This window comes from Akkermansia sp. N21169 (assembly GCF_029854675.1).
Lineage (GTDB): Bacteria > Verrucomicrobiota > Verrucomicrobiia > Verrucomicrobiales > Akkermansiaceae > Akkermansia.
In genome coordinates, this window is record NZ_JARWNC010000024.1 from 18,251 (window position 1) to 38,793 (window position 20,543).

Consider the following 20,543-nt stretch of genomic DNA (forward strand, 5'->3'; position numbering starts at 1 on the left):
CGTCGCGGGCAGTCTAACTCCCAACGATGACCATTGATGAACAATTGGATTTCCTGATGGCCGGCACCGCCAAGGTGATCGGAAGGGAAGAATTGAAGGAACGCCTCTCTCTGGGGCGCCCTCTGAGAGTAAAACTGGGCGTTGATCCGACGGCTCCGGACATCCACCTCGGCCATACGGTGGCAATTGAAAAGCTCCGCCAGTTCCAGCAACTGGGCCACCAGGCCATCCTGTTGATCGGCGACTTTACGGCGATGATCGGCGATCCTACAGGACGATCCGTAACCCGCCCCCCCCTGAGTCGCGAACAGGTTCTCGCCAATGCGGAAACCTATACCCAGCAGGCTTTTAAGATTCTCGATCGCGCCAAGACCGAAATCGTGTACAACGGCGACTGGTTCCGCAAGATGAGCTACGATGATGTTCTCAAGCTGAATTCCCGTGCAACCATGCAGCAAATGCTGGCCCGGGAAGACTTTCGCGCCCGCGTGGATAGCGGCAAGGAAGTACGGTTGCATGAATTGCAGTATCCCCTGATGCAGGGCTGGGACTCCGTCATGATCCAGGCCGATGTCGAGTTGGGTGGCACCGACCAGTTGTTCAATATTCTCGTCGGCCGCGACCTGCAGAAGGAAGAAGGCTTGCTGCCCCAGATCGCCATGACTCTTCCCTTGCTGGAAGGCCTTGACGGCGTTCGCAAAATGTCCAAATCCTATGGCAATTACGTTGGCGTTGACGAAGCCGCTGAAACCATGTTCGGCAAGATGATGAGCGTCAGCGATGAACTGATGGATCGCTATTATACCGTCCTCCTTGGCGAGCACCGCGATGCTTCCTTGCACCCTATGGAAGCCAAGAAGCTTCTCGCCTGGAAGATCGTTGCCCGTTACCACTCCCCAGAGGCAGCGGATGCCGCACGCAACGACTGGGAAACGCGCTTTTCCAAGCGAGATCTTGCCGCTGCTGAACTGCCGGAACTTTCACTCGCCGCTCTTCCTGCCGGATTGAATGCCATCGGGCTCGTAGCTTACGTCTTCCAGACGTCCTTCAACGTGCAGAAGTCCAACGGTGTCCTCCGCAAAGAACACTTCATACCCGGAGCCATTCAGGTGAACGATGAAAAGGTCACCGACCCGAATGCCACTCTTGAGCTGAAGGAAGGCGATATCCTCCGTCTCAGCAAAAAACACGCTGTACGCTTCATCGGCTGACACGGCTAGGGGGAGCTCTTGTTCTTCTGGCTTTCTGCGAGCGAGCTAGCCCCAATACTTTCCGGACGCAACCCGATTCCCCTGCTGCAAGGGCTCGGTTGCGTCTGATTCATTGATTCGGGGCATGGCACGGATATTGTGCGTGGACGAAGAGGGGTGAAGTTAATCTTCTTTGTGCATAGTTTGTTGTTCCGATGAATCTTGGGTTGCAGATGGTTGATCAGAGTTCGCTGCTTCTTCTTCACGGATTTTATCGAGTGTTTCCTGTGCTTTTTCATGTCCCTGGGCAGCTGCTTTGGTGAGGTACTCCAAGGCGAGTTGAGGGTTGTTTTCTACACCCTTTCCTGCGAGGTAGAAGACTCCCGTCATATATTCTGCTTCACTGAATCCTTGATCTGCGGCCTTCTTATACCAATGAAAAGCCATTTCGTTGTCTTGCGAAGTACCGCTTCCCGAAGCATAGCAGGTAGCCAGGCGGAATTGAGCCTGGATATGGCCCTGATCTGCTGCTTTCTGAAACAATTCGAAAGCTCGGAGCTGGTTTTGTTCGATACCGTCTTCTCCGGATTCCAGTAGAGCGGCGAAGGCAAATTGGGCATCGGGGTGTCCAAGTTTTGCGGCTTGTTCAAACCATTTGGCGGCTTCTTGCGGGTTTACTTTTCCGAAGATTCCTTGATAGTAGAGAATTCCTAGATTGCACATGGCGAGAGAGTCGTTTTGTTTGGCAGCCTTGAGATACAATTCGCGTGCTTTTTGTGGATTTTTTTCGACTCCGATTCCCTTCAGATAACATTCTCCTAAAGTTGTGCATGCGTCAGGATAATTTTGCTCTGCAGACTTGGAATACCAGTAAATTGCCTTGTCGATATTGAGTTCACTTCCCCCTTTTCCAGATTGATAACCGACTGCCACATCATACTGCGCCTGAGCATTACCCTGGTGTGCGGCTTTTATCATCCATTGCTGGGCAATTTTGTCATTTGTAAATGTTCCTGTGTTACTGCGATAACAAATCGCGGTGCACACTTGTGCATCCGTGTTTCCCAGAAGCGCTGCTTTCAGAAACCACAAAAAGGCTTCCTGGTTTTTTCCCTTGTCATGACAATATCTTCCTAAACGATACATAGCGGGAGGGTACCCCTGTTCTGCGGAAAGCGTAAGCCAGGCAAGAGCCATTTGTTGATTTTTAGGGATTAATGTTCCTTCATCATTGAAAAGCCACATTTTATATTGAGAAACAGGGTCACCTGTTTCAGCATACACCCTGATTTGTTCGAATACATCGTGTGTAGTTGTCGCGTCCATCCGGATTTCGGAGACGGCCCTTCTGATCTCATAAGAGCTGAGATTTTTATTTATCTCCAAAGATTGTTCTGTGGAGAGGAAGATTGTGAGGAAAAGTAAAACTTTCAACATGTTGAATTGTAATTTCCTGCCGGTTCGATATGAAACAATACTCAGTATTGATCGGAATGAATCTTAAAAAATATATTGGGTTATTTGGAGTCAATATATTGCATATTATATGTGTATGAAATGAGGTTATTTTATTTAATGGGATATACCTGTTATATATGTTAATTTCATGATGAATGATTTTTCATCTTGCATTATAATGCTATCTCATTTCAGGGGTAGATATGACTATTGTATCTTGTTGATTTGAAAAGGACATCATTGCGGATTATTGATTCAATTCGGATTCTAGCTAATGCCCGATAGAACCAATAGAATAGCAGTGATAAAATAAATAAAAATTATTGAATTTAGAATACAGGAAATCCAGTAAATGTATTTAAATTTTATTGTTGTCTTGCGGTAGAAATAATGCCGTTTGGAAAAAGAATATAGGAATAATGAAAAATTTGTGATAATATAAAATGTATATAATATGGGAATCGATTTGTCAGATCCTATGTTATTTATCGCAATAAAAAATGGGAAATATAAAAATAAGCTCAAGATCCAAAAATAAAAAACTGTTTTTTCTCTTGTCTTCATTTTTACATTATTTTTTTATAACTTGTCATTATTGAATCTATTGGAATATGGAAAATAGTTTATAAAATAGAGACAATCAATAGGAAAGGGTGTTAGATTATTTTTGGTGTCCAGGTATCTCCAGGTTGCTTCTGGTGTAGTAGTGACCGTTGAGTGTAATGTCAAGCAAGTTCCTGTCTTTTAGTGTGATGGAAAAGATTGGATTTTTTTCGTATAACAATCAATGGAGAAGATGTCATCGTGTTTGATCTTTTTCACTGTGAATTTGATGGATCCGTTATTGGACAATTTTTTTTCGACACAATAGATATTATAGCTGATAAATATGATTTGAGTGCATAATAGGATTGATAAGCCTATGATTATTGTTCTTGGGTTAATGCGTATTTTTATCATTATTTTTTAAATGAATGAGAATTATTGTTTAATATGCCATCAATGATGCCGTCGCCATTCTCGTCTACGAGCATTTCACGTGTTTCCTCTTTTCGAGGTATAAGAAAATGCATTGGATTGTAGTCTGAATCTAACGATACGGATAATGGGATAACAGGGTTTGCTTTTGTATGAATAATAATTCTATAATATTCAGTGTTCTCTTGCTGGTAATTTTTACCTTTTGATAAGATGATTGAAAAATTACCTTGCTCATACAATTTTGCATCGATTAATTCTGTAGATCCTAACATGTATTCAAAATTTGATCTTATTTTAAATCTATTGTAAGATACATAGAACAAGATAATGTTGATTATGATCAGGATATAGATCCATACATATTTCATATTAATTGCTACTTTTCTGATCGTTTATTCTAAAGTTTTGTTAAGATAAAATTTTCACATAGGGTTATTTCATATAATCAATATTACATTTTGTAACAGCATTTTATTGATTTATACGGACTAATGAATTTGTTGCCATGGCATGCATGTATGACAATGTATAGTTATTTCTTTTGATTCGTATTTTATATTTACGAGAAAAATGTGGTACTAATAATTGCGCATATTGGGGTCGCGATTGTAATATTTCATCTTTTACATAGAGAGGACCGTTTTCGGCAAAATCGAATTCATCCGCCCATTTATTAACATTTGCATAGAATTGAAAGAAACGCTCGAATTCATGATGGCCGTATAAATACATGGGAACATGATTTTCCATATTTTCCGGTAATGAATACCCTGCTTTCAATAAGGGTATGATCATTGGGTAGGCCGATCCTTCAATAGCGTATTTCATGAGGTCTGGATTTTGTTGTTTTGATATGCCATCAAGGATATGAATTAGATGAATCATAGCTTTACAATATTCAATATTATCTCTGCTATAATTTTGCAATATTGTTTTTGTTGCTTTTTGGAGAGAAAAATACGAAGGATTGTATTTCAAGAGAATGTATAGGATGTCCAGATTTCCCATGTCTATTGCATGATCCAGAGCTGTGTTTCCATAAACATCCTGTCGATTAATATCCCAACCATGATTGAGAGCATAGAATAAATCATGGAATTCCTTAGATGTAGAACATCCACATTCAATAATATTGATCAGAAGTGTTTTGTTTTCTTCATCACATGAATCAATTTTATTTCCATATTTCCGGATGAATCGTAATTTGTATGGATCTTTTAAAGGAAGTATTTGATGTTTAGTTGTTTTTTTAGTTTCCATAATTGCCGATTAATTTTAGTATAAAAAGAGATAAGGAGATGATAGAAGTAGTCAGTGGATCAAAGCAAGATGATATTCTAATTATATATCGATGATATCTATGGTTTTAACGATGAGCCTTTTGTGTTTATTTTTTTATTAATAAATTCTATTAATTGTTTGTCTGCTTTTTTTTCTTTATCTATATCATCTACAAACACAAAAATATCATTTTTTGGTATTGTTTTTATTGTGCGTGAATATACATTTTTTGTTTTCCATGGGGCAAATATGATTTCTATTTTATCACATCCAGTGAGATTGTATTTAAAATCTTCGGGGCTGCCTTGTGGATAGTATTTTGAACTATTTGGGTGGAAGAGTAAATCTGCTAATATATTATCGATTTTAAATGGCTCTTTTCTTTCTAGTATTTCGTATTCTCCGTTTCTTTTAATCCCTATTATGAGAATGATTCCGTTGAATATCTGTTTTTTTTTATAATGATTTTCTTTTGCTTCTTTTTCATTTCCTTTATATGACATAAAGGAAGGCATGTAATCAGGAGTTTTTTTGGTTTTTATAAATTCAGAGTGAGTGAATTTTGATTTTTCAGATATAATTATATTGATTGATTTTTCTTTTGTTTCGGTGCTTTCTAAAATACATAATTGAATGATGGATATTAATATTGGTATTAACATATTTTAGTATATAATTATTCGGTTTTTTACAATTGCTCTTGAAAATGGAATTTTAACAATGTTTTTGTCCCTTGATTTGTCATTCGAGATCTTGCTTGTCATTCAATGTTTTACTTTTTCGCTCTGTCTTTTTGTATTATTGTGATGAAAGATATCCTTTAATGAAACCTTATTATTGTTGATTTTCTTATGTTTTCTTTTTTGAGTGCTTGATGATGGTCAGGTCGTATCTGACGTTGTTGCATTTGGTGAAGAGGGATGGTTGCGGTGAATGTCTCCTAAGGGGGGGCAATCCCGGAAAACGATAAGCAAGGGATTGTGTTTCGATTGCTATGAAGGCTATGAGGCATAAATGTTAAATGGTTTTCTGGGGTGTGTTTTTATATCCATAACAACTCAACCCGATCCCTATTTTCATTAATGCTAATTTATGGATTACTTCAGGATCCCATTTAATGTAATGCGGAGGAGAGTCAAAAGTGTTGATATAGATGAATATTTCATCTACTCCGGCAGATTGTATTTGTTCGTAATTATCGCAGATCAAATCAATATAATCAATTAGTTTCTTCCAGGGGAATGTCTCCTTGGAAAAATTAAAGCTTATAAAGCCAAAATCATATGGTTTGTGTGTTCTAATGTTTATGTCATTTGGATTATGTGATTTTCCTTTATGAAATATTTTTGATAGTACATGATCGATTTCAGAAGGAAAGAAATTCTCTCCATAGAGAGTCATGATTGCGGATGTGTGCAGATCTTGATGCGAAAATTCGTTTTCGCTTTTTTCTCTAATTAGTGCTGTTGTTATTAATTCTGCGTTTATATTATCAATGTGTTCAATATCTTCAGGGTCAAATGTAAGTGATGATTGAGCAATTTCATCAATATTTAATATAATTCGTATTGTCGAAACATTCCTTTTTTTTAGATATTCGTAATGAGAATTTAATTTTTTTATGATGTTGCAAGATTTTACTAAAGTAATTGGTTTGAATCCTGTGTCAATTATCGCATATCCGAAATTATCATAATTATTTATAATATGATCTGTATCTCTTTTTCTTGAGCAATATGTGATTCCAAGTTTTTTTATTATATTTTTATTTAATTTTTTAGGGATAAAATTATCTCCAAGCAACCATACTTGTAAATTGGTGTTTGTCATTTTTTTTGCTGTGTTGAAAATTTTATTTATATTCTCATTTATATAAATAGTTCATTGGAATTAAAATAACGTTGTCGCTGAAGCTATGTGTCCCGGAAGCGTCGGTGGCCGACACCATTTGCCCGAGGTGGTTCCATGCGAAGCCCTGCGGGGGCGTGGCATTGCTGAAGGAGAACCCGGTCAGCGGAGCATAGGCCGATGTGGTGGTGGTGTCGGAGCGAGCAGCCGCGATTGTCGTAAGCGTAGCAGATGGTTTTGCCGAGGGTATCGGTGATTTTGACGGGCAGATCAAAGAGCCGAGAGTACTCGGTTGTAGTGGTGATGCCGGCGAAGTCGGTGCTTTGGACGAGGAATCCATCCTTGATGATTTCACAGGCGGTGTTGTCGGAAGTCGGGATTCGGGTGAAGCGGGTACGCTCCTGCGGGGCGGAGAATTCCGTCCATGTTTCCGAAGAGTTTCCACGAGCATCGATCATAATCACTTTGCTGTCCAAAGTTGGATTCATCTGTGATATTAGCTCTCGTTGAATCTCCGTCAACGAGTTTCCGTCCGCATCCCAGCTGACTTGCGTCATTTAATAGGAACACAAAAAAGAGCTACCTCGGTTTGAAGAGGCAGCTCTTGGATTAAATAATGATGAATTAGTTAGAGATGTGTAGGACGATTATTGCTTGTTTTTTATGAAATAAGCATTTTGAGGGTCGTTTTGTATGAATACGCCATCGTTGTTGGATTGCGATTCATAGATATTATAGTAATTGCATGTATCGTATTTAATGTATTTATTTCTTTGATTTCTAAGCTTTTGTGATCTAGTTAATGGGGCTATTTTTTTCATTCTTTTTGCGTAATCATAAGCGTGAATTAACTTGAATTGTTCATAAGTTATTCCCGATAATGATATATAATGGTTGTAGAATGTTGTTTTACGGCGATTTTGTTCAGTGATTTTGCAATTTATTCTTTTCTTGTTGAGTAGTGTTATGTTTTTTTGCTTTGTCTTGACAGGCACAACTGTCGGGTAATATCCTTTTTTGGTGACGAGGAAATTATAGTCTCTTGGCCAAACCAACTTGAAATCGGTATGGATGATTCCATCCTTATTTGATCGCGATGAGTATGATAGAACTTTGTCTTTATCTTTTTTTTCTCCATTTATCTCGCCAAATAATATTGTAGGTGCACCATGCCATATTATATAGATTTCCGCATTTTCAACAGGTTGATTCAAGTCGTCTTTTATTAATAACTCTTTTTGTGTTCTTACCGACCAGCATCCTGTTAAGAGAGTACATGTTATGATAGATGTTGCTAGTAATATTTTCATGTTATTTTAGAAATATCAAATGCTGATCTCGCGATGAGGCTAGCGTGGAGTGGTTGTCATTAGTTTTCGTCCGAAGTCGAGATCCGCAGGAAACTGGTACGCTCATATTTCGTCAATCCCATCCATCTGTCGTTTTGTGTCGATGCTGGCATCTGGTTCTTCTATTTTTTCCTGACTTTCCTGCAAGGAACAGTGTGTTCCCTGTATGTAAGAATCATTTTGTGAAGATGGTCGAATTGGATACGTAGAAAATCCTGACGGTTGAAATTCTGAATTCTACTATTAAGTTCTATCATTCTGAATTCGAGATATTGAGAATCTGCAAACACGCATTTGAGTCTGTATCGTCTCTGATATTCATCACTTCTCATTCTGATATCTAGCTTATGAGGGGAAAGCCGTTTTATAGTCAAGTTGCCTGATGTACTCATAGCTATGCATTCCCACTTTCCTTCTATCCATGATGGAAAGTGAATATTCGGATCTTCAATAATCATGGTTTCTAAAATTAAATTGTTCCTGTTTTTTTTTGATTATAATATTATTTATACTATTATTTGCTAATATTTTCGCAATCTACAGTATGTTCACGATACATAATAAGAGTTTTATGATGGTGTTCGAGTTGGATGCGCATGAAATACTGACATTTGCTTTCCAATTCAACCATTCTGAATTCTAAAGATCCTGCGTTGATATACAGGTTTGAAAGCCTGAATCGTTGTCCATTTGTCTCATCTCTCATTTTGATGTCCAGCTTATAAGGTGAGATCCACTTTATTGCTAAATTTCCTGTTCTGCCTCGTGTTATGCATTCTCAATGCCCTGCTATTCAGAAAGGGAATCGAATAATAGAATTATAGACAATCTTCATTGCGCAACTAAGTTGATGAATGTACAGGAGATGACTATTTTTTACGAAAATAGTCGTGATATCCAACTCGGCATTTCATTGTTTTACGTGCAGCGTCAAAGGTGAATTGCAATCTCAAAGGAGCATCTCCGTATGTATAAATATCAAATTTGTCTGCTTCCATATAAACGGGTTCTATGTCAACGAGTGTCTTGGGTAGGTCGAATATATCATAGAGGATCATCTCAATATACTTTTGATCACCATGGATGAATTTAATGTTTACTTCATAGTGCTCAAATGTCTTTACGATCCAAGTTCCTTCCACCCAGTTAGGTGGGAAATGGTCAATTTTTATTTTCATATTTTTTAATTTATATACCCCTTGCCTTTATTTAGGCAAGGGGTGTTGGATATATTTTTATTTATTATGTCTGTTATTCCATGCTTCATCAAATCCTTCTGGTTTTCGTTTGATTACTTTTTTTCCATTTTGATCTTCAAATATAACTGTTTTTTCATTGTCTTTGTTCGGTCTCATATGTTTATACGCATCTTTGGTCCCATCAGGACTTCCTGCTCTATTTCTTTCTCCTTTTCCAGGAGTTCCTCCGGATCTTGCTCCTGTTTTTACCGTTGTTTCTCCTACTTTTTTACCAGTAGATTTAATAAGATTATATGAATTAATACCAGGACGTAAAGCCAATGGGAGCCATTCCCAGAAATCAAAAGTTACTTTTTCTGTGTTTGTTTCAATTCTTTTGTCTCTGCATTTTTCAGAAAATTCTTTTAAGTAATCCCATATGCCAATTATATCTCCTATTTTTTTTAAAATTCCGCATTGCGAATCTCTAATTTTATCTATGTTTTGACAGTTTATTTCGTGGTCTTCAGAATAATTATTTGATTGTCCTTCTAATCCTAGGAAATCTAAAATGTATGTAGGATTATTTTTTATAAATGAATATAGATTACAATCAATTTCCTCCCCAATCGGATCTCTTGCGATCCATCTTCCATCAGCCGGGTTGTAGTGGCGGTAGTTGTAGTAAACCAGGGCGAGTTCTTCGTCGTAGAATTCGCTGCTCCACTGGATGGGTTGGTTGAGGGTGCCGGTTGAGGTGACGGCGCCGAATGGGGTGTAGTCGTAGGTGGAGACCAGGTTGCCGGACTCGTCGTACACTTCGGTGATGTTCTTCGGGAGTTCGAGGCCGTAGGTGTAGAGTTGGCCGCCTTGCACGAGGGCCAGGGGGCGCGTGGCTACGTCTTCGAGGGGATCCCAGGCGATCGTGCGGACAAGCTGACGGTTGTTGAGCAGGTCGAGGGTGGCGATCTGGAGGTAGTCCCGGTAGAGGTACTGGTGATGGATGGTCACGGTGCCGTTGCGGGTGACTTTCTTCCAGATGCGGCGACCCAGGTAGTCGTATTCGCACGCGACGGTGACGCTGCCGTTCTCGCTGGTGAAGAGCACGGGGCGGTTTTCCGCGTTGTAGGCGACTGTCCAGATGCCCGTACCCGTCTTGATCTTCGTCTGGTTGCCCGAGTTGTCGTGCAAGGGTAGGAAGGCGGAGCCGGGGACGGTGATGGCCGAGTACTGGTTGAGCCGGTTGGCCGTGTAGGCGGTCGTCCCGGCGGGTTCCTGCGCCTGCTTCCTGTTGCCAATGTTGTCGTAGGAGTATTGGAACAGTTTGCTGTTGAATTCCGCGATGGCGAGTTCATCGCGGCTGTTGTGCCCGATGTAGTCGGTATGCGTCTTGGAATTGCGGGTGAAGGTCCGGGTGCTGGGGCGGCCGAGGGCGTCGTAGGTGTGTGCCTTCGACGTGAGGACGGCGCCGTTGTTGCGCGAGACGGTGATTGCCGAGATCAGATCCCGGGTCGTTTCGAAGTCCCTTTCCATGGTCAGCCCATTGGGCATGGTTTGCGTCCGGAGCAGGTGGGTGCCATCGAGGTAGCCGTAGGTGAAGGCTTTTTCCTGCCCGTTGTGCATCAGGATCGTCTGGGAGAGACGAGCATCCGCGCCGTAGGCCCATGACACCTGCTGGATGGCAGTGTTGCCCATGGTGCAGGAGTATCCTGCGCTGCGGCCGATGGAGTCGTAGCTTTCCGTGACGGAGTGAACGACGTTCTGGAAATCCTTCAAGCTGTTCGCGGCAAGTGCGCCATAGGTGTTGTAGCTGAAGCTGCGGGTACCGGAGGCGTCGGTGGCGGATACCATTTGCCCGAGGTGGTTCCAGGTGAAGCCCTGCGGCGGGGTGGCGTCGCTGAAGGAGACTCCGGTAAGGAGCCCGGTCAGCGGAGCGTAGGCCCATGTGGTGACAATGCCGCGGGCATCGGTCTTCGTGACGGCGCGGTTGTGGGCGTCGTAGGTGAAGTCCTCATGGGAGCCGTCTGCGTAGGTCTTGCGGGTGACGAGGCCGGAGGCGTTGTAGTAGGTCCATGTGGTGGTGTCGCCGTCGGAGCGGGCGGCGGGGTTGGTGACGATATCGCCATCGGCGGCGCGGAAGGTCGTCAGGGACGTGAGCCTGTCCGCATCGTCGTAGTCGAAGCGGGCGAGTTGGATGCCGGTGCCGAACTCCGCGATCTTGCGGCCGCGATTGTCGTAGGCGTAGCAGATGGTTTTGCCGAGGGTGTCGGTGATTTTGACGGGCAGGTCGAAGAGCCGTGAATACTCGGTCGTGGTGGAGGAACCGCCGCTATCCGCGACTTTGACGACGCGTTTGGCGAGGTCGTAATCGGTGACAGTCAGATTGTGCCTGCCATCGCATGCGACATGGGTAATGCCGTTGGCGGTGTATTGCCTGTTCTGTGAGGTTGTGATTCCGGCGAAGTCGGTGCTTTCGACGACGAATCCATCCTTGATGATTTCACGGGCGGTGTTGTCGGAAGCCGGGATCCGGGAGAAGCGGGTACGCTTCCGCGGGGCGGAGAATTCCGTCCATGTTTCCGAAGAATTTCCACGAGCATCGATCATGATTACTTTGCTGTCCAAAGTTGGACTCATTTGCGATATTAGCTCGCGTTGAACCTCCGTCAACGAGTTTCCGTCCGCATCCCAGCTGACTTGCGTTGATTGCTCAGATGAATATGCGATATGGCTGCAAGAATACATCGTATACTCTGATTCTATTTCATATCCTCAAAATTATGAAAGGAGTGTCTCTTTTATTGAGTCACTCCTTTTGTTTTAATTAGTTAATGTTCCTTTGCGTATTTATCTGTGGATATATGTTGTGTGTTTATGTATGTTTTATGTCTATCAATTGGTTAGTTTTTGCTTTTTCCTGTAAAAATATTGCATCTTTGTTGTTTTGAGGTTTGTATATGTTATAATAATTAAGGTTATTTATATATTTTTGTTTTGTGTCTTGAGGTGCTTTTTCAAGGCGGTAATCGGTATCGTTGCGATAGTTCATATTCATTTCCGAATAACTAATTCCAGGGAGTGTTATATGATCTCTATAAATAATAATTTTTTCGCTATGATTACCTGTCGTTTTGTGTTTGAATCTTTTTTTTGAGAGTAATATTACGTTTTTGTATTTTGTTTTGGATGAAAGTATGACTGGATAATATCCTTTTTTTATTATGAAAAAGTCATATTTTGAAGGATAATGTAAATTTAAGATTATTGGTGCATTTCCTTGGTTGTCGGATTTTTTTTTGAAATTTGCTGCTGTGTTTCGGTCTTTCCAAATTAAATTATCCGTGAATGAGAATAAAGGTATTGGCTCTTTTCTTAATATATATATGTGAGCATCTTTGACTGGTTGGCATAAATCGTCAACAACTAAAAAATTCTTATTGATTTGTGATTGCCAACATCCTGTAAGAAGTGCATGCGCAAGGAGTGCCGATATAATGAAGATGTACCTTTTTTTCATTCAATAATATATTTATTTTTGGTTTAAGTATGATTGGAGATAACTTTGTGCTGAATAGTTTTTATTGTTTTCTGTATTACGATATAGTTTCTTGGCGCTACCATGATCAACTTCCCCATAGATTCGGAATTTGATATTAACATCTGCTCCTGATTCATGTCCCCATTTTCCTCCTAATGAGGCAACGGTGTTATTTATCCCGCCTCCGGTCATGAGTGTTCCGGCTCCGGCGACGATCTGTCCTGCCACGGGTACGACAGCAAACATGTCAAAGACTCCTTTTCCAATGTATGAATTAATCCAATAATCAACACTTGTTGGTTTTGATATGGACCAATTTTGGCTAGAAAATTCACTTACAGGATCTAAGGTAACCAAAGTAACTTTTTGATTTGTTCCCTCAAGCTTTTTAGCGATTTTCATGGCTGTATCTCCACCATAACTGTGTCCAACTAGGATTATTTTTGTTTTTGGACATTTTTTCTGATAATCTTGAATAGTTTTGGACATTTCTTTAGGGTCTTTATCCCAATGGTAGTATGAATATGTATTAAGACTATCATATTCGATTTCATTTTTGAAACAGGAGTCCATGTTCCCATATTTACTATCTCTTGCGCCACCGATAAAAATAAATGTTTGAGGGGAACAATCTTTGGAGGTCCTGGGTGAGGATAATGGCTGTTCAGGATGTTGCATTAATCCCAGTCTATCAAATTGATTCACACACCTGTTGTCCAGGATTCGATATAAATTGTATGAAGGAACTTCCTGCAATTTATCTCTTCCGATCCATCTTCCGTCCATCGGGTTGTAGTGGCGATAGTTGTAGTAGACCAGGGCGAGTTCTTCGTCGTAGACTTCGCTGCTCCACTGGATGGGTTGGTTGAGGGAACCGGTTGAGGTGACGGCGCCGAATGGGGTGTAGTCGTAGGCTGTGACCAGGTTGCCGGACTCGTCGTACACTTCGGTGATGTTCTTCGGGAGTTCGAGGCCGTAGGTGTAGAGTTGGCCGCCTTGCACGAGAGCCAGGGGGCGCGTGGCTACGTCTTCGAGGGGATCCCAGGCGATCGTGCGGACAACCTCGCGGTTGTTGAGCAGGTCGAGCGCCGCGATCTGGAGGAAGTCCCGGTAAAGGTACTGGTGGTGGAGGGTCACGGTGCCGTTGCGGGTGACTTTTTTCCAGATACGGCGGCCCTGGTAGTCGTATTCGCACGCGACGGTGACGCTGCCGTTCTCGCTGGTGAAGAGCACGGGGCGGTTTTCCGCGTTGTAGGCGACTGTCCAGATGCCCGTGCCCGTCTTGATCTTCGTCTGGTTGCCCGAGTTGTCGTGCAAGGGTGAGAAGGCGGAGCCGGGGGCGGTGATGGCCGAGTACTGGTTGAGCCGGTTGGTCGTGTAGGCGGTCGTCCCGGCGGGTTCCTGCGCCTGCTTCCTGTTGCCAATGTTGTCGTAGGAGTATTGGAACAGTTTGCTGTTGAATTCCGCGATGGAGAGTTCATCGCGGCTGTTGTGCCCGATGTAGTCGGTATGCGTCGTGGAATGGCGGGTGAAGGTCCGGGTGCTGGGGCGGCCGAGGGCGTCGTAGGTGTGTGCCTTCGACGTGAGGACGGTGCCGTTGTTGCGCGAGACGGTGATTGCCGAGATCAGATCCCGGGTCGTTTCGAAGTCTCTTTCCATGGTCAGCCCATTGGGCATGGTTTGTGTCCGGAGCAGATGGGTGCCGTCGAGGTAACCGTAGGTGAAGGCTTTTTCCTGTCCGTTGTGCATCAGGACCGTCTGGGAGAGGCGGGCATCCGCGCCGTAAGCCCATGACACCTGCTGGATGGCGGTGTTGCCCGTGGTGCAGGTGTATCCTGCGCTGCGTCCGATGGAGTCGTAGGTTTCCGTGACGGAGTGAACGACGTTCTGGAAATCCTTCAAGCTGTTCGCGGCAAGTGCGCCATAGGTGTTGTAGCTGAAGCTGCGGGTACCGGAGGCGTCGGTGGCGGATACCATTTGCCCGAGGTGGTTCCAGGTGAAGCCCTGCGGCGGGGTGGCATCGCTGAAGGAGACTCCGGTGAGGAGCCCGGTCATCGGAGCGTAGGCCCATGTGGTGACAATGCCGCGGGCATCGGTCTTCGTGACGGCGCGGTTGTGGGCGTCGTAGGTGAAGTCCTCATGGGAGCCGTCTGCGTAGGTCTTGCGGGTGACGAGGCCGGAGGCGTTGTAGTAGGTCCATGTGGTGGTGTCGCCGTCGGAGCGGGCGGCGGGGTTGGTGACGATATCGCCATCGGCGGCGCGGAAGGTCGTCAGGGACGTGAGCCTGTCCGCATCGTCGTAGTCGAAGCGGGCGGGTTGGATGCCGGTGCCGAACTCCGCGATTTTGCGGCCGCGATTGTCGTAGGCGTAGCAGATGGTTTTGCCGAGGGTGTCGGTGATTTTGACGGGCAGGTCGAAGAGCCGTGAATACTCGGTTGTGGTGGAGGAACCGCCGCTATCCGCGACTTTGACGACGCGTTTGGCGAGCTCGTAATCGGTTTCCGTCCAATTGTTGCGTCCATCATTTTCCTTGATGTGGAGACCAGATGCGGTGAAGTTCCTCTCGGAAGTGGTGGTGATGCCGGCGAAGTCGGTGCTTTCGACGACGAATCCATCCTTGATTGTTTCCCAAGCGGTGTTGTCGGAAGCCGGGATCCGGGTGAAGCGGGTACGCTTCCGCGGGGCGGAGAATTCCGTCCATGTTTCCGAAGAATTTCCACGAGCATCGATCATGATTACTTTGCTGTCCAAAGTTGGACTCATTTGCGATATTAGCTCGCGTTGAACCTCCGTCAACGAGTTTCCGTCCGCATCCCAGCTGACTTGCGTCATTTCCCGGTAAACCTCACCGTCGATGAGTTTGTACTGCCGGGAGGTTTCCGTGATGGCGGAATTCCGGACTGTCGGCTGGTCGCCGAGAGCCAGTGTTTTCTTTGCCAGAGTCCCCATGTCATCGTATTCGTACAGGGTGGGGGCCATGTTGCCGACCCGAGTTTGGACGATTTGTCCGGCGGCGTTGTAGGAGTAGACGGAGTCCAGCGTTACGTTGACCTGTGTCGTGGGCAATTCTTCCCTGGTGGTGTCGCCGAAGGTATTGACCACGGTCCGCTTCAAGCATTCTCTTGAAGGCGTCATGGCATACACTTCCTGGATTATTCCGTCCGAGCTTGGATAATACGAATAGGAAATGGCCCGGCGGCCGGTACCGCGCTCTTCACGGAGAGTTCCGTCGGAGTTTTTGACCGTGATTTCCGTGGCTCCCGAAGGCAGCGTTTTGGTGATTGTCAGGTCATCCTTGCTATAGGAGTAGCGGGTGGTGCGGCCCAGTTCGTCCGTTTCCGTCGTCAGGCGTCCGAGGATATCGTAGGTACGGGATGTGGTGGTGGTCATCGGCCCGGCATCAATACGTGTCGTGATGGCTCTGCCGAGTCCGTCCCGGATGAAGCTCGTGATCGTTTCCGGCATGGTTTCCGTTGCGGAGCGGGTGATGGCGACCAGCTTGCGTGCGGAGTCGTACTCGAACTCGGTGACGACGCCGTCTTCATCCACCTGTCGGCGGGGGCCGCAGCACATCCATTCCGTCGTGCTGACGCGGCCATTGCCGCGGGTGGTCTTCGTCAGGCGCTGCTCGGCATCGTACTCGTAGTCTTCGGTGGAGACGAGGCTCCATCCTTCGCCCGTGTGGACGTATTCCTCCTTGCGTGCGACCGTGGCGGCAGCGGAGATCCATTTGACGGTGCGTTCGCTGCGGCCGGGGACGGCGGCATTGTTGACGCGCGTTTCCTCCGTTACTTTCCATGCATAGGCCGCGTCCGGAGAAGCTTCATAGGTGTAGAACGTCTGGGTGCCGTCGGTGGCCTGTTCCATCTTCACGCGTCCGCTGGCATAGGAACAGGGGGCGTTTTCTCCCCAGGTTTCGACGATGCTGACGCGAGGGGCGTCTTCTCCGGCGGAGGCAACGCTGGTGGTGACCCGGTTGACCTGGTCGGAGTCTTCGTAGGTGTAGGTTATGGCTTTGATTTCCCGTTCGTAGTTGTAGGGATCGCGGATGATTGTCCGGATGGAGGCGGGACGGCGGTCGTTGAAGCGCTGGTCGGCGTAGGTCGTACGGATGATTTTACTGCATGCGGTGCCTCCCCATGGGGAGATTTCCGTAGTGACGCGTCCCTTGTCATCGTAGGAGTATTGGGTGGAACTGCCGTCGGGGCGCTTCTCCTGCTGGACGAGGCACTTGTCGTTGTAGATCCATGTGGTTGTCCTTTCATCGCCCGTGCCGTAGCCTTCCGTCCTGCTGAGGGTTTGCCAGCCGAGCTCCGAATAGTATTTGCGTGTCATGACTTTGGAGTACGGCATGGCGGAGAGGCCCTTGGTGACCGTCTTGATTTCCTCCATCGTCCTGGGGGCCGGGAACTTGCGTTCGTAGGTAGTGACGATGCGTTCGGTACCCTTGCCGACAATGATGGTGGTGGTGTTCCCCTCAATGCGGCGTTCGATTTCGCGTTCCTGTTGTCCGGCTACCTTGTTGACGATCTTCATGACGGAGGCGTTGCCCTCGATGAAGGTTTCGTAGGAGTATTCGCGGATGGGAGAGCCGGAGGGAACTTTGGCGCCGGAAGCGTCCGAGGAAATTTGGTTTGGGGCATACTTGTTGACGGTGAGCTTGTTGTTTGTCTGGCTCAGGGTGAGCATGCCGCTTTTGTCATTCCAGATGCTGGAAATGTTTCCTGCATTGTCTCGGGTGATGGCGTTTTTGCTGCGGTACTGTTCGGCGGTGATGACGGCGCCTTTGGCGGTTCGCATGGAGATGATGTTTCCGGTCGTCCGGTCGAATTGCCTCGACGAGCCGTCCTTGGAGACGACATTGGCCGTCTTTGCTTCTCCGGCGGGAATGGGGGTGCCGTTTGGACCGATGTATTGGACGAGGGAGAAATTGGTGCTGGAAGTGCCTCCGGGAGCTCCTGAAGAGCCGTCACCTCCCTTCTGGCTGGGGAAGGGAATGATGGTGCCGGAAGGGTTCATGAGAGTGATATTGCCATCGTTGTCGAAGGATGCCTTGGCTTCCATGGGGGCGTCGCAGTAGACATTGACGTTTCTGCCGGCAGCTCTCATTCCGGCAGAACGGGCACGTGATTGCGGAGCGCCGCCGGTGACCGGATTGCCAATGACGAGGGTGCTTCCGCACATGCCGGATTCTTCCGGGTCGCTGATGGGGATAGCCTGAGCGACGTCGGCGTTGCCTTCCGTGCATTCTTCATCACACGGGAACTGGCATTGCTCGGAACGGCAGTCCGGTTCTCCGTCCGACGGAACATCGGAAGAGAAGGAACTTTCTTCGGAGGAACTGCTGCCGGAAGATTCCGAAGACTCAGACGAAGACTCAGACGAAGACTCAGACGAAGACTCAGACGAAGACTCAGACGAAGACTCAGACGAAGACTCAGACGAAGACTCAGACGAAGACTCCGGAACGCTGGATGAGCTGCTGGAGGATTCTTCCGAGGAGGATGAGTCGGATGAATAGCAGGAAGATGAAACCGCGGAAGATGATGTAAAGCCCGGTTTCTCGATAGACGATGTGGGCTCTTCATGGGATGAGCTGCTGTCTACGTCTTCTTCCGGCAGGCCGTCATTGCTGGAAGACGAGTCACTGCCGAATTCCCATTCTTCACTCCGGGACGTGCTTGAGTCGCTGCTTGGGGAGCCGTCTTGCAGAATGCTTATTGTTTTCTTGACGGACTTCTCCGTATCGAAATCGGATGGATCATTGTAGGCCTGGATCGTCCAGGTACCGTACCGGTCATCCCCTTCGTTCAGCCCGCAGAGGACGTAGATACTTCCCCCGGGACCTTCTCCGTCAGTAGTGTCGGGAGTAGCCCATAGATAGGTTTCCACGGATTCCATATTGATTTTGAAGTATCTGGCGTTGGTTGAGACCTGGATGCGCTTGCCGCCGCCGTCCGAGTCGAACTGAATGAAATCCGGGGTGGCGGAGAGGGTGATTTCTTCGTTGGAGAAATTGCCCGGAGTTCCGGCGTCCGACATATTATTGGTTGTATGAGGAGACATACTTTTCTTTCTATTTTTTGATGTTGCCGCAAAATTATTTATGTTTGCAGTGCGCTTAGAATGAGTCAATAATTGTTATTATGGCAACAAGTATGAAATGGATTCCCCTCCGGATGATTCACTCTTATAGGCATACTGTGGAACACGTGCTCCCATTCATGCGGGGCGACAGGTTGCCGGGAAGAAGAGAAGACCTATTTTAGCCTGTAAACGTGTCGACAAAGGGGAGCGTGGCGGTTACTATCCGGCTCGGCGGCGCAGCCCCTGTGAATCCGCCGGATGTCGAACGGGAACAATTGCCGTTCCAAAACTTTCTGACCGTCAATTCCTGTGATTTAGCCGCCGTTGCCCATGAATTTGTTGAAACGTTTGCTGACTTCCCTGGACCGTTTTACGACGGGCCTTCTACTGAGTGTGCTGCTTTCCGTCGTCCTTCCGTGCCGGGGGGAATGGGCAGTGGCGATGGAACACGTGAGTGACGCGGCGGTGATGCTGCTGTTCTTCCTGTACGGAGCCAAACTGTCGCGGCGAGCTGTCCGGGACGGGTTGATGCATTGGCGCCTGCAGGGACTGGTGGCCTTCAGTACTTTCGTGATGATTCCCGCGCTGGGTTTGATGCTGAGTCCGTTGTTCTCCTTGTGGATGACGCCCGAGCTGGTGATGGGGATGCTTTACGTGTGCATGCTGCCTTCCACGGTGCAGTCGAGCATTGCCTTTACCTCGATAGCGGGAGGGAATGTGGCCGCCGCCGTGTGTGCCGCGTCGGTATCAAGCCTTCTTGGTGTGTTCCTTACGCCGTTGCTTGTAGGGATGTTTGTGACGGTCTCCGGCCAGGCGGGAGGGTTGAATGCGGATACATTCGCGAATATTTGCCTGATTATTCTGGCTCCGTTCGTAGCCGGGCAAATCGTCCAGAGGTGGATTGGTACCTGGGTGAGGGAGCACCGCAATGTGACTTCGTGGACGGATCAGAGTACAATCTGGCTCGTTGTCTATTCCGCTTTCAGCCATGCGATGGTGCAGGGCGTGTGGAAGAGTGTTCCGCTTATGTCCCTGGGCGGAGTTGTCGTTTCCTGTGCAACGGTGTTGACCCTGACTCTTCTGCTGACGGCCTGGCTGGCCCGGCGATTGCGGTTCAACCGGGAAGACCGCATTGCCATCATTTTTTGCGGTTCCAAGAAAAGCCTGGCAACGGGTATTCCCATGATGAATGTCATTTTTGCCGGTTCGCAGATCGGCGTGCTGGTGTTGCCTTTGATGGTATTCCATCAGATGCAGCTGATGGTCTGTGCTTTCCTGGCGAAGAAATGGAGCCGGAAGGGGTGACGGATGGACATGAGGGCCGCTGAGGCGTGTTCACCTGGAATATTTCTCGCGGGACAAGATGTGTTGAAGTGTTAGTCTTTCACTCTCAATATAATGCGTATTTGTTCGCGGATCCATGAACTGGGTGTGCTCTGGTGACGAGCCGCTCTGTTGATAATGGCGTAATAATCGTGTTGGGAGAACGTGATTTCCAGTGTGTAGAGAGGTGGGCAAGAGGAAAAAGTATTTTTTTTTTGGATCTCGTGGAACTGTATGACAGTTTTCAAAAAGGCGAGTCGGGCGGGAGGGATGGGGGTGGTTCCGGTGAGCCAGTTGTCCAATGTTCTCT

Annotated in this window: 13 protein-coding genes; 2 read left to right on the plus strand and 11 right to left on the minus strand. The window is 46.4% G+C overall.

Annotation, left to right across the window (positions count from 1 at the left end; genetic code table 11):
* Nucleotides 1-26: 26 nt before the first annotated feature.
* Nucleotides 27-1,211 (plus strand): tyrosine--tRNA ligase, encoded by a 1,185-nt coding sequence (gene tyrS / locus QET40_RS01040; RefSeq protein WP_280125310.1) that lies wholly within the window; start codon nt 27-29, stop codon nt 1,209-1,211.
* Between the two features lie 162 nt (nt 1,212-1,373).
* On the opposite strand, the gene QET40_RS01045 is transcribed toward tyrS, so the two are convergent.
* The 11 genes from QET40_RS01045 to QET40_RS01095 form a co-directional block, all read right to left on the minus strand.
* Nucleotides 1,374-2,627 carry a tetratricopeptide repeat protein gene (locus tag QET40_RS01045; protein ID WP_280125311.1) on the minus strand — a complete coding sequence of 418 codons (1,254 nt, stop codon included), beginning with the start codon at nt 2,625-2,627 and terminating at the stop codon, nt 1,374-1,376.
* 980 nt (nt 2,628-3,607) lie between these two features.
* On the minus strand, nt 3,608-3,901 hold the full coding sequence (locus QET40_RS01050) for a hypothetical protein (RefSeq protein WP_280125312.1): 294 nt from the start codon (nt 3,899-3,901) through the stop codon (nt 3,608-3,610).
* A 199-nt stretch (nt 3,902-4,100) separates the two neighbouring features.
* Nucleotides 4,101-4,889: an ankyrin repeat domain-containing protein gene (locus QET40_RS01055; protein ID WP_280125313.1), complete on the minus strand. Its 789-nt coding sequence runs from the start codon at nt 4,887-4,889 to the stop codon at nt 4,101-4,103.
* A gap of 98 nt (nt 4,890-4,987) precedes the next feature.
* Nucleotides 4,988-5,572 carry a hypothetical protein gene (locus tag QET40_RS01060; RefSeq protein ID WP_280125314.1) on the minus strand — a complete coding sequence of 195 codons (585 nt, stop codon included), beginning with the start codon at nt 5,570-5,572 and terminating at the stop codon, nt 4,988-4,990.
* Nucleotides 5,573-5,927: 355 nt separating this feature from the next.
* On the minus strand, nt 5,928-6,740 hold the full coding sequence (locus QET40_RS01065; RefSeq protein WP_280125315.1) for a hypothetical protein: 813 nt from the start codon (nt 6,738-6,740) through the stop codon (nt 5,928-5,930).
* An 83-nt stretch (nt 6,741-6,823) separates the two neighbouring features.
* Entirely contained in the window at nt 6,824-7,246 is a 423-nt protein-coding gene (locus QET40_RS01070; protein ID WP_280125316.1) for a hypothetical protein, read from the minus strand.
* Nucleotides 7,247-7,405: 159 nt separating this feature from the next.
* A complete protein-coding gene (locus QET40_RS01075) occupies nt 7,406-8,068 on the minus strand; it encodes a hypothetical protein (RefSeq protein WP_280125317.1) in 663 nt (220 codons plus the stop codon).
* A 908-nt stretch (nt 8,069-8,976) separates the two neighbouring features.
* A complete protein-coding gene (locus QET40_RS01080) occupies nt 8,977-9,285 on the minus strand; it encodes a hypothetical protein (protein ID WP_280125318.1) in 309 nt (102 codons plus the stop codon).
* A gap of 57 nt (nt 9,286-9,342) precedes the next feature.
* Entirely contained in the window at nt 9,343-11,892 is a 2,550-nt protein-coding gene (locus QET40_RS01085; RefSeq protein WP_280125319.1) for an RHS repeat-associated core domain-containing protein, read from the minus strand.
* A gap of 265 nt (nt 11,893-12,157) precedes the next feature.
* Nucleotides 12,158-12,802, minus strand: coding sequence for a hypothetical protein (locus QET40_RS01090; RefSeq protein ID WP_280125320.1), 645 nt, complete (start codon nt 12,800-12,802; stop codon nt 12,158-12,160).
* 12 nt (nt 12,803-12,814) lie between these two features.
* Complete coding sequence (locus tag QET40_RS01095) at nt 12,815-18,889, minus strand: RHS repeat-associated core domain-containing protein (RefSeq protein ID WP_280125321.1); 6,075 nt, start codon at nt 18,887-18,889, stop codon at nt 12,815-12,817.
* A gap of 351 nt (nt 18,890-19,240) precedes the next feature.
* On the opposite strand from QET40_RS01095, the gene QET40_RS01100 reads away from it, so the two are divergent.
* Nucleotides 19,241-20,215, plus strand: coding sequence for a bile acid:sodium symporter family protein (locus QET40_RS01100; RefSeq protein WP_280125322.1), 975 nt, complete (start codon nt 19,241-19,243; stop codon nt 20,213-20,215).
* Nucleotides 20,216-20,543 lie beyond the last annotated feature (328 nt).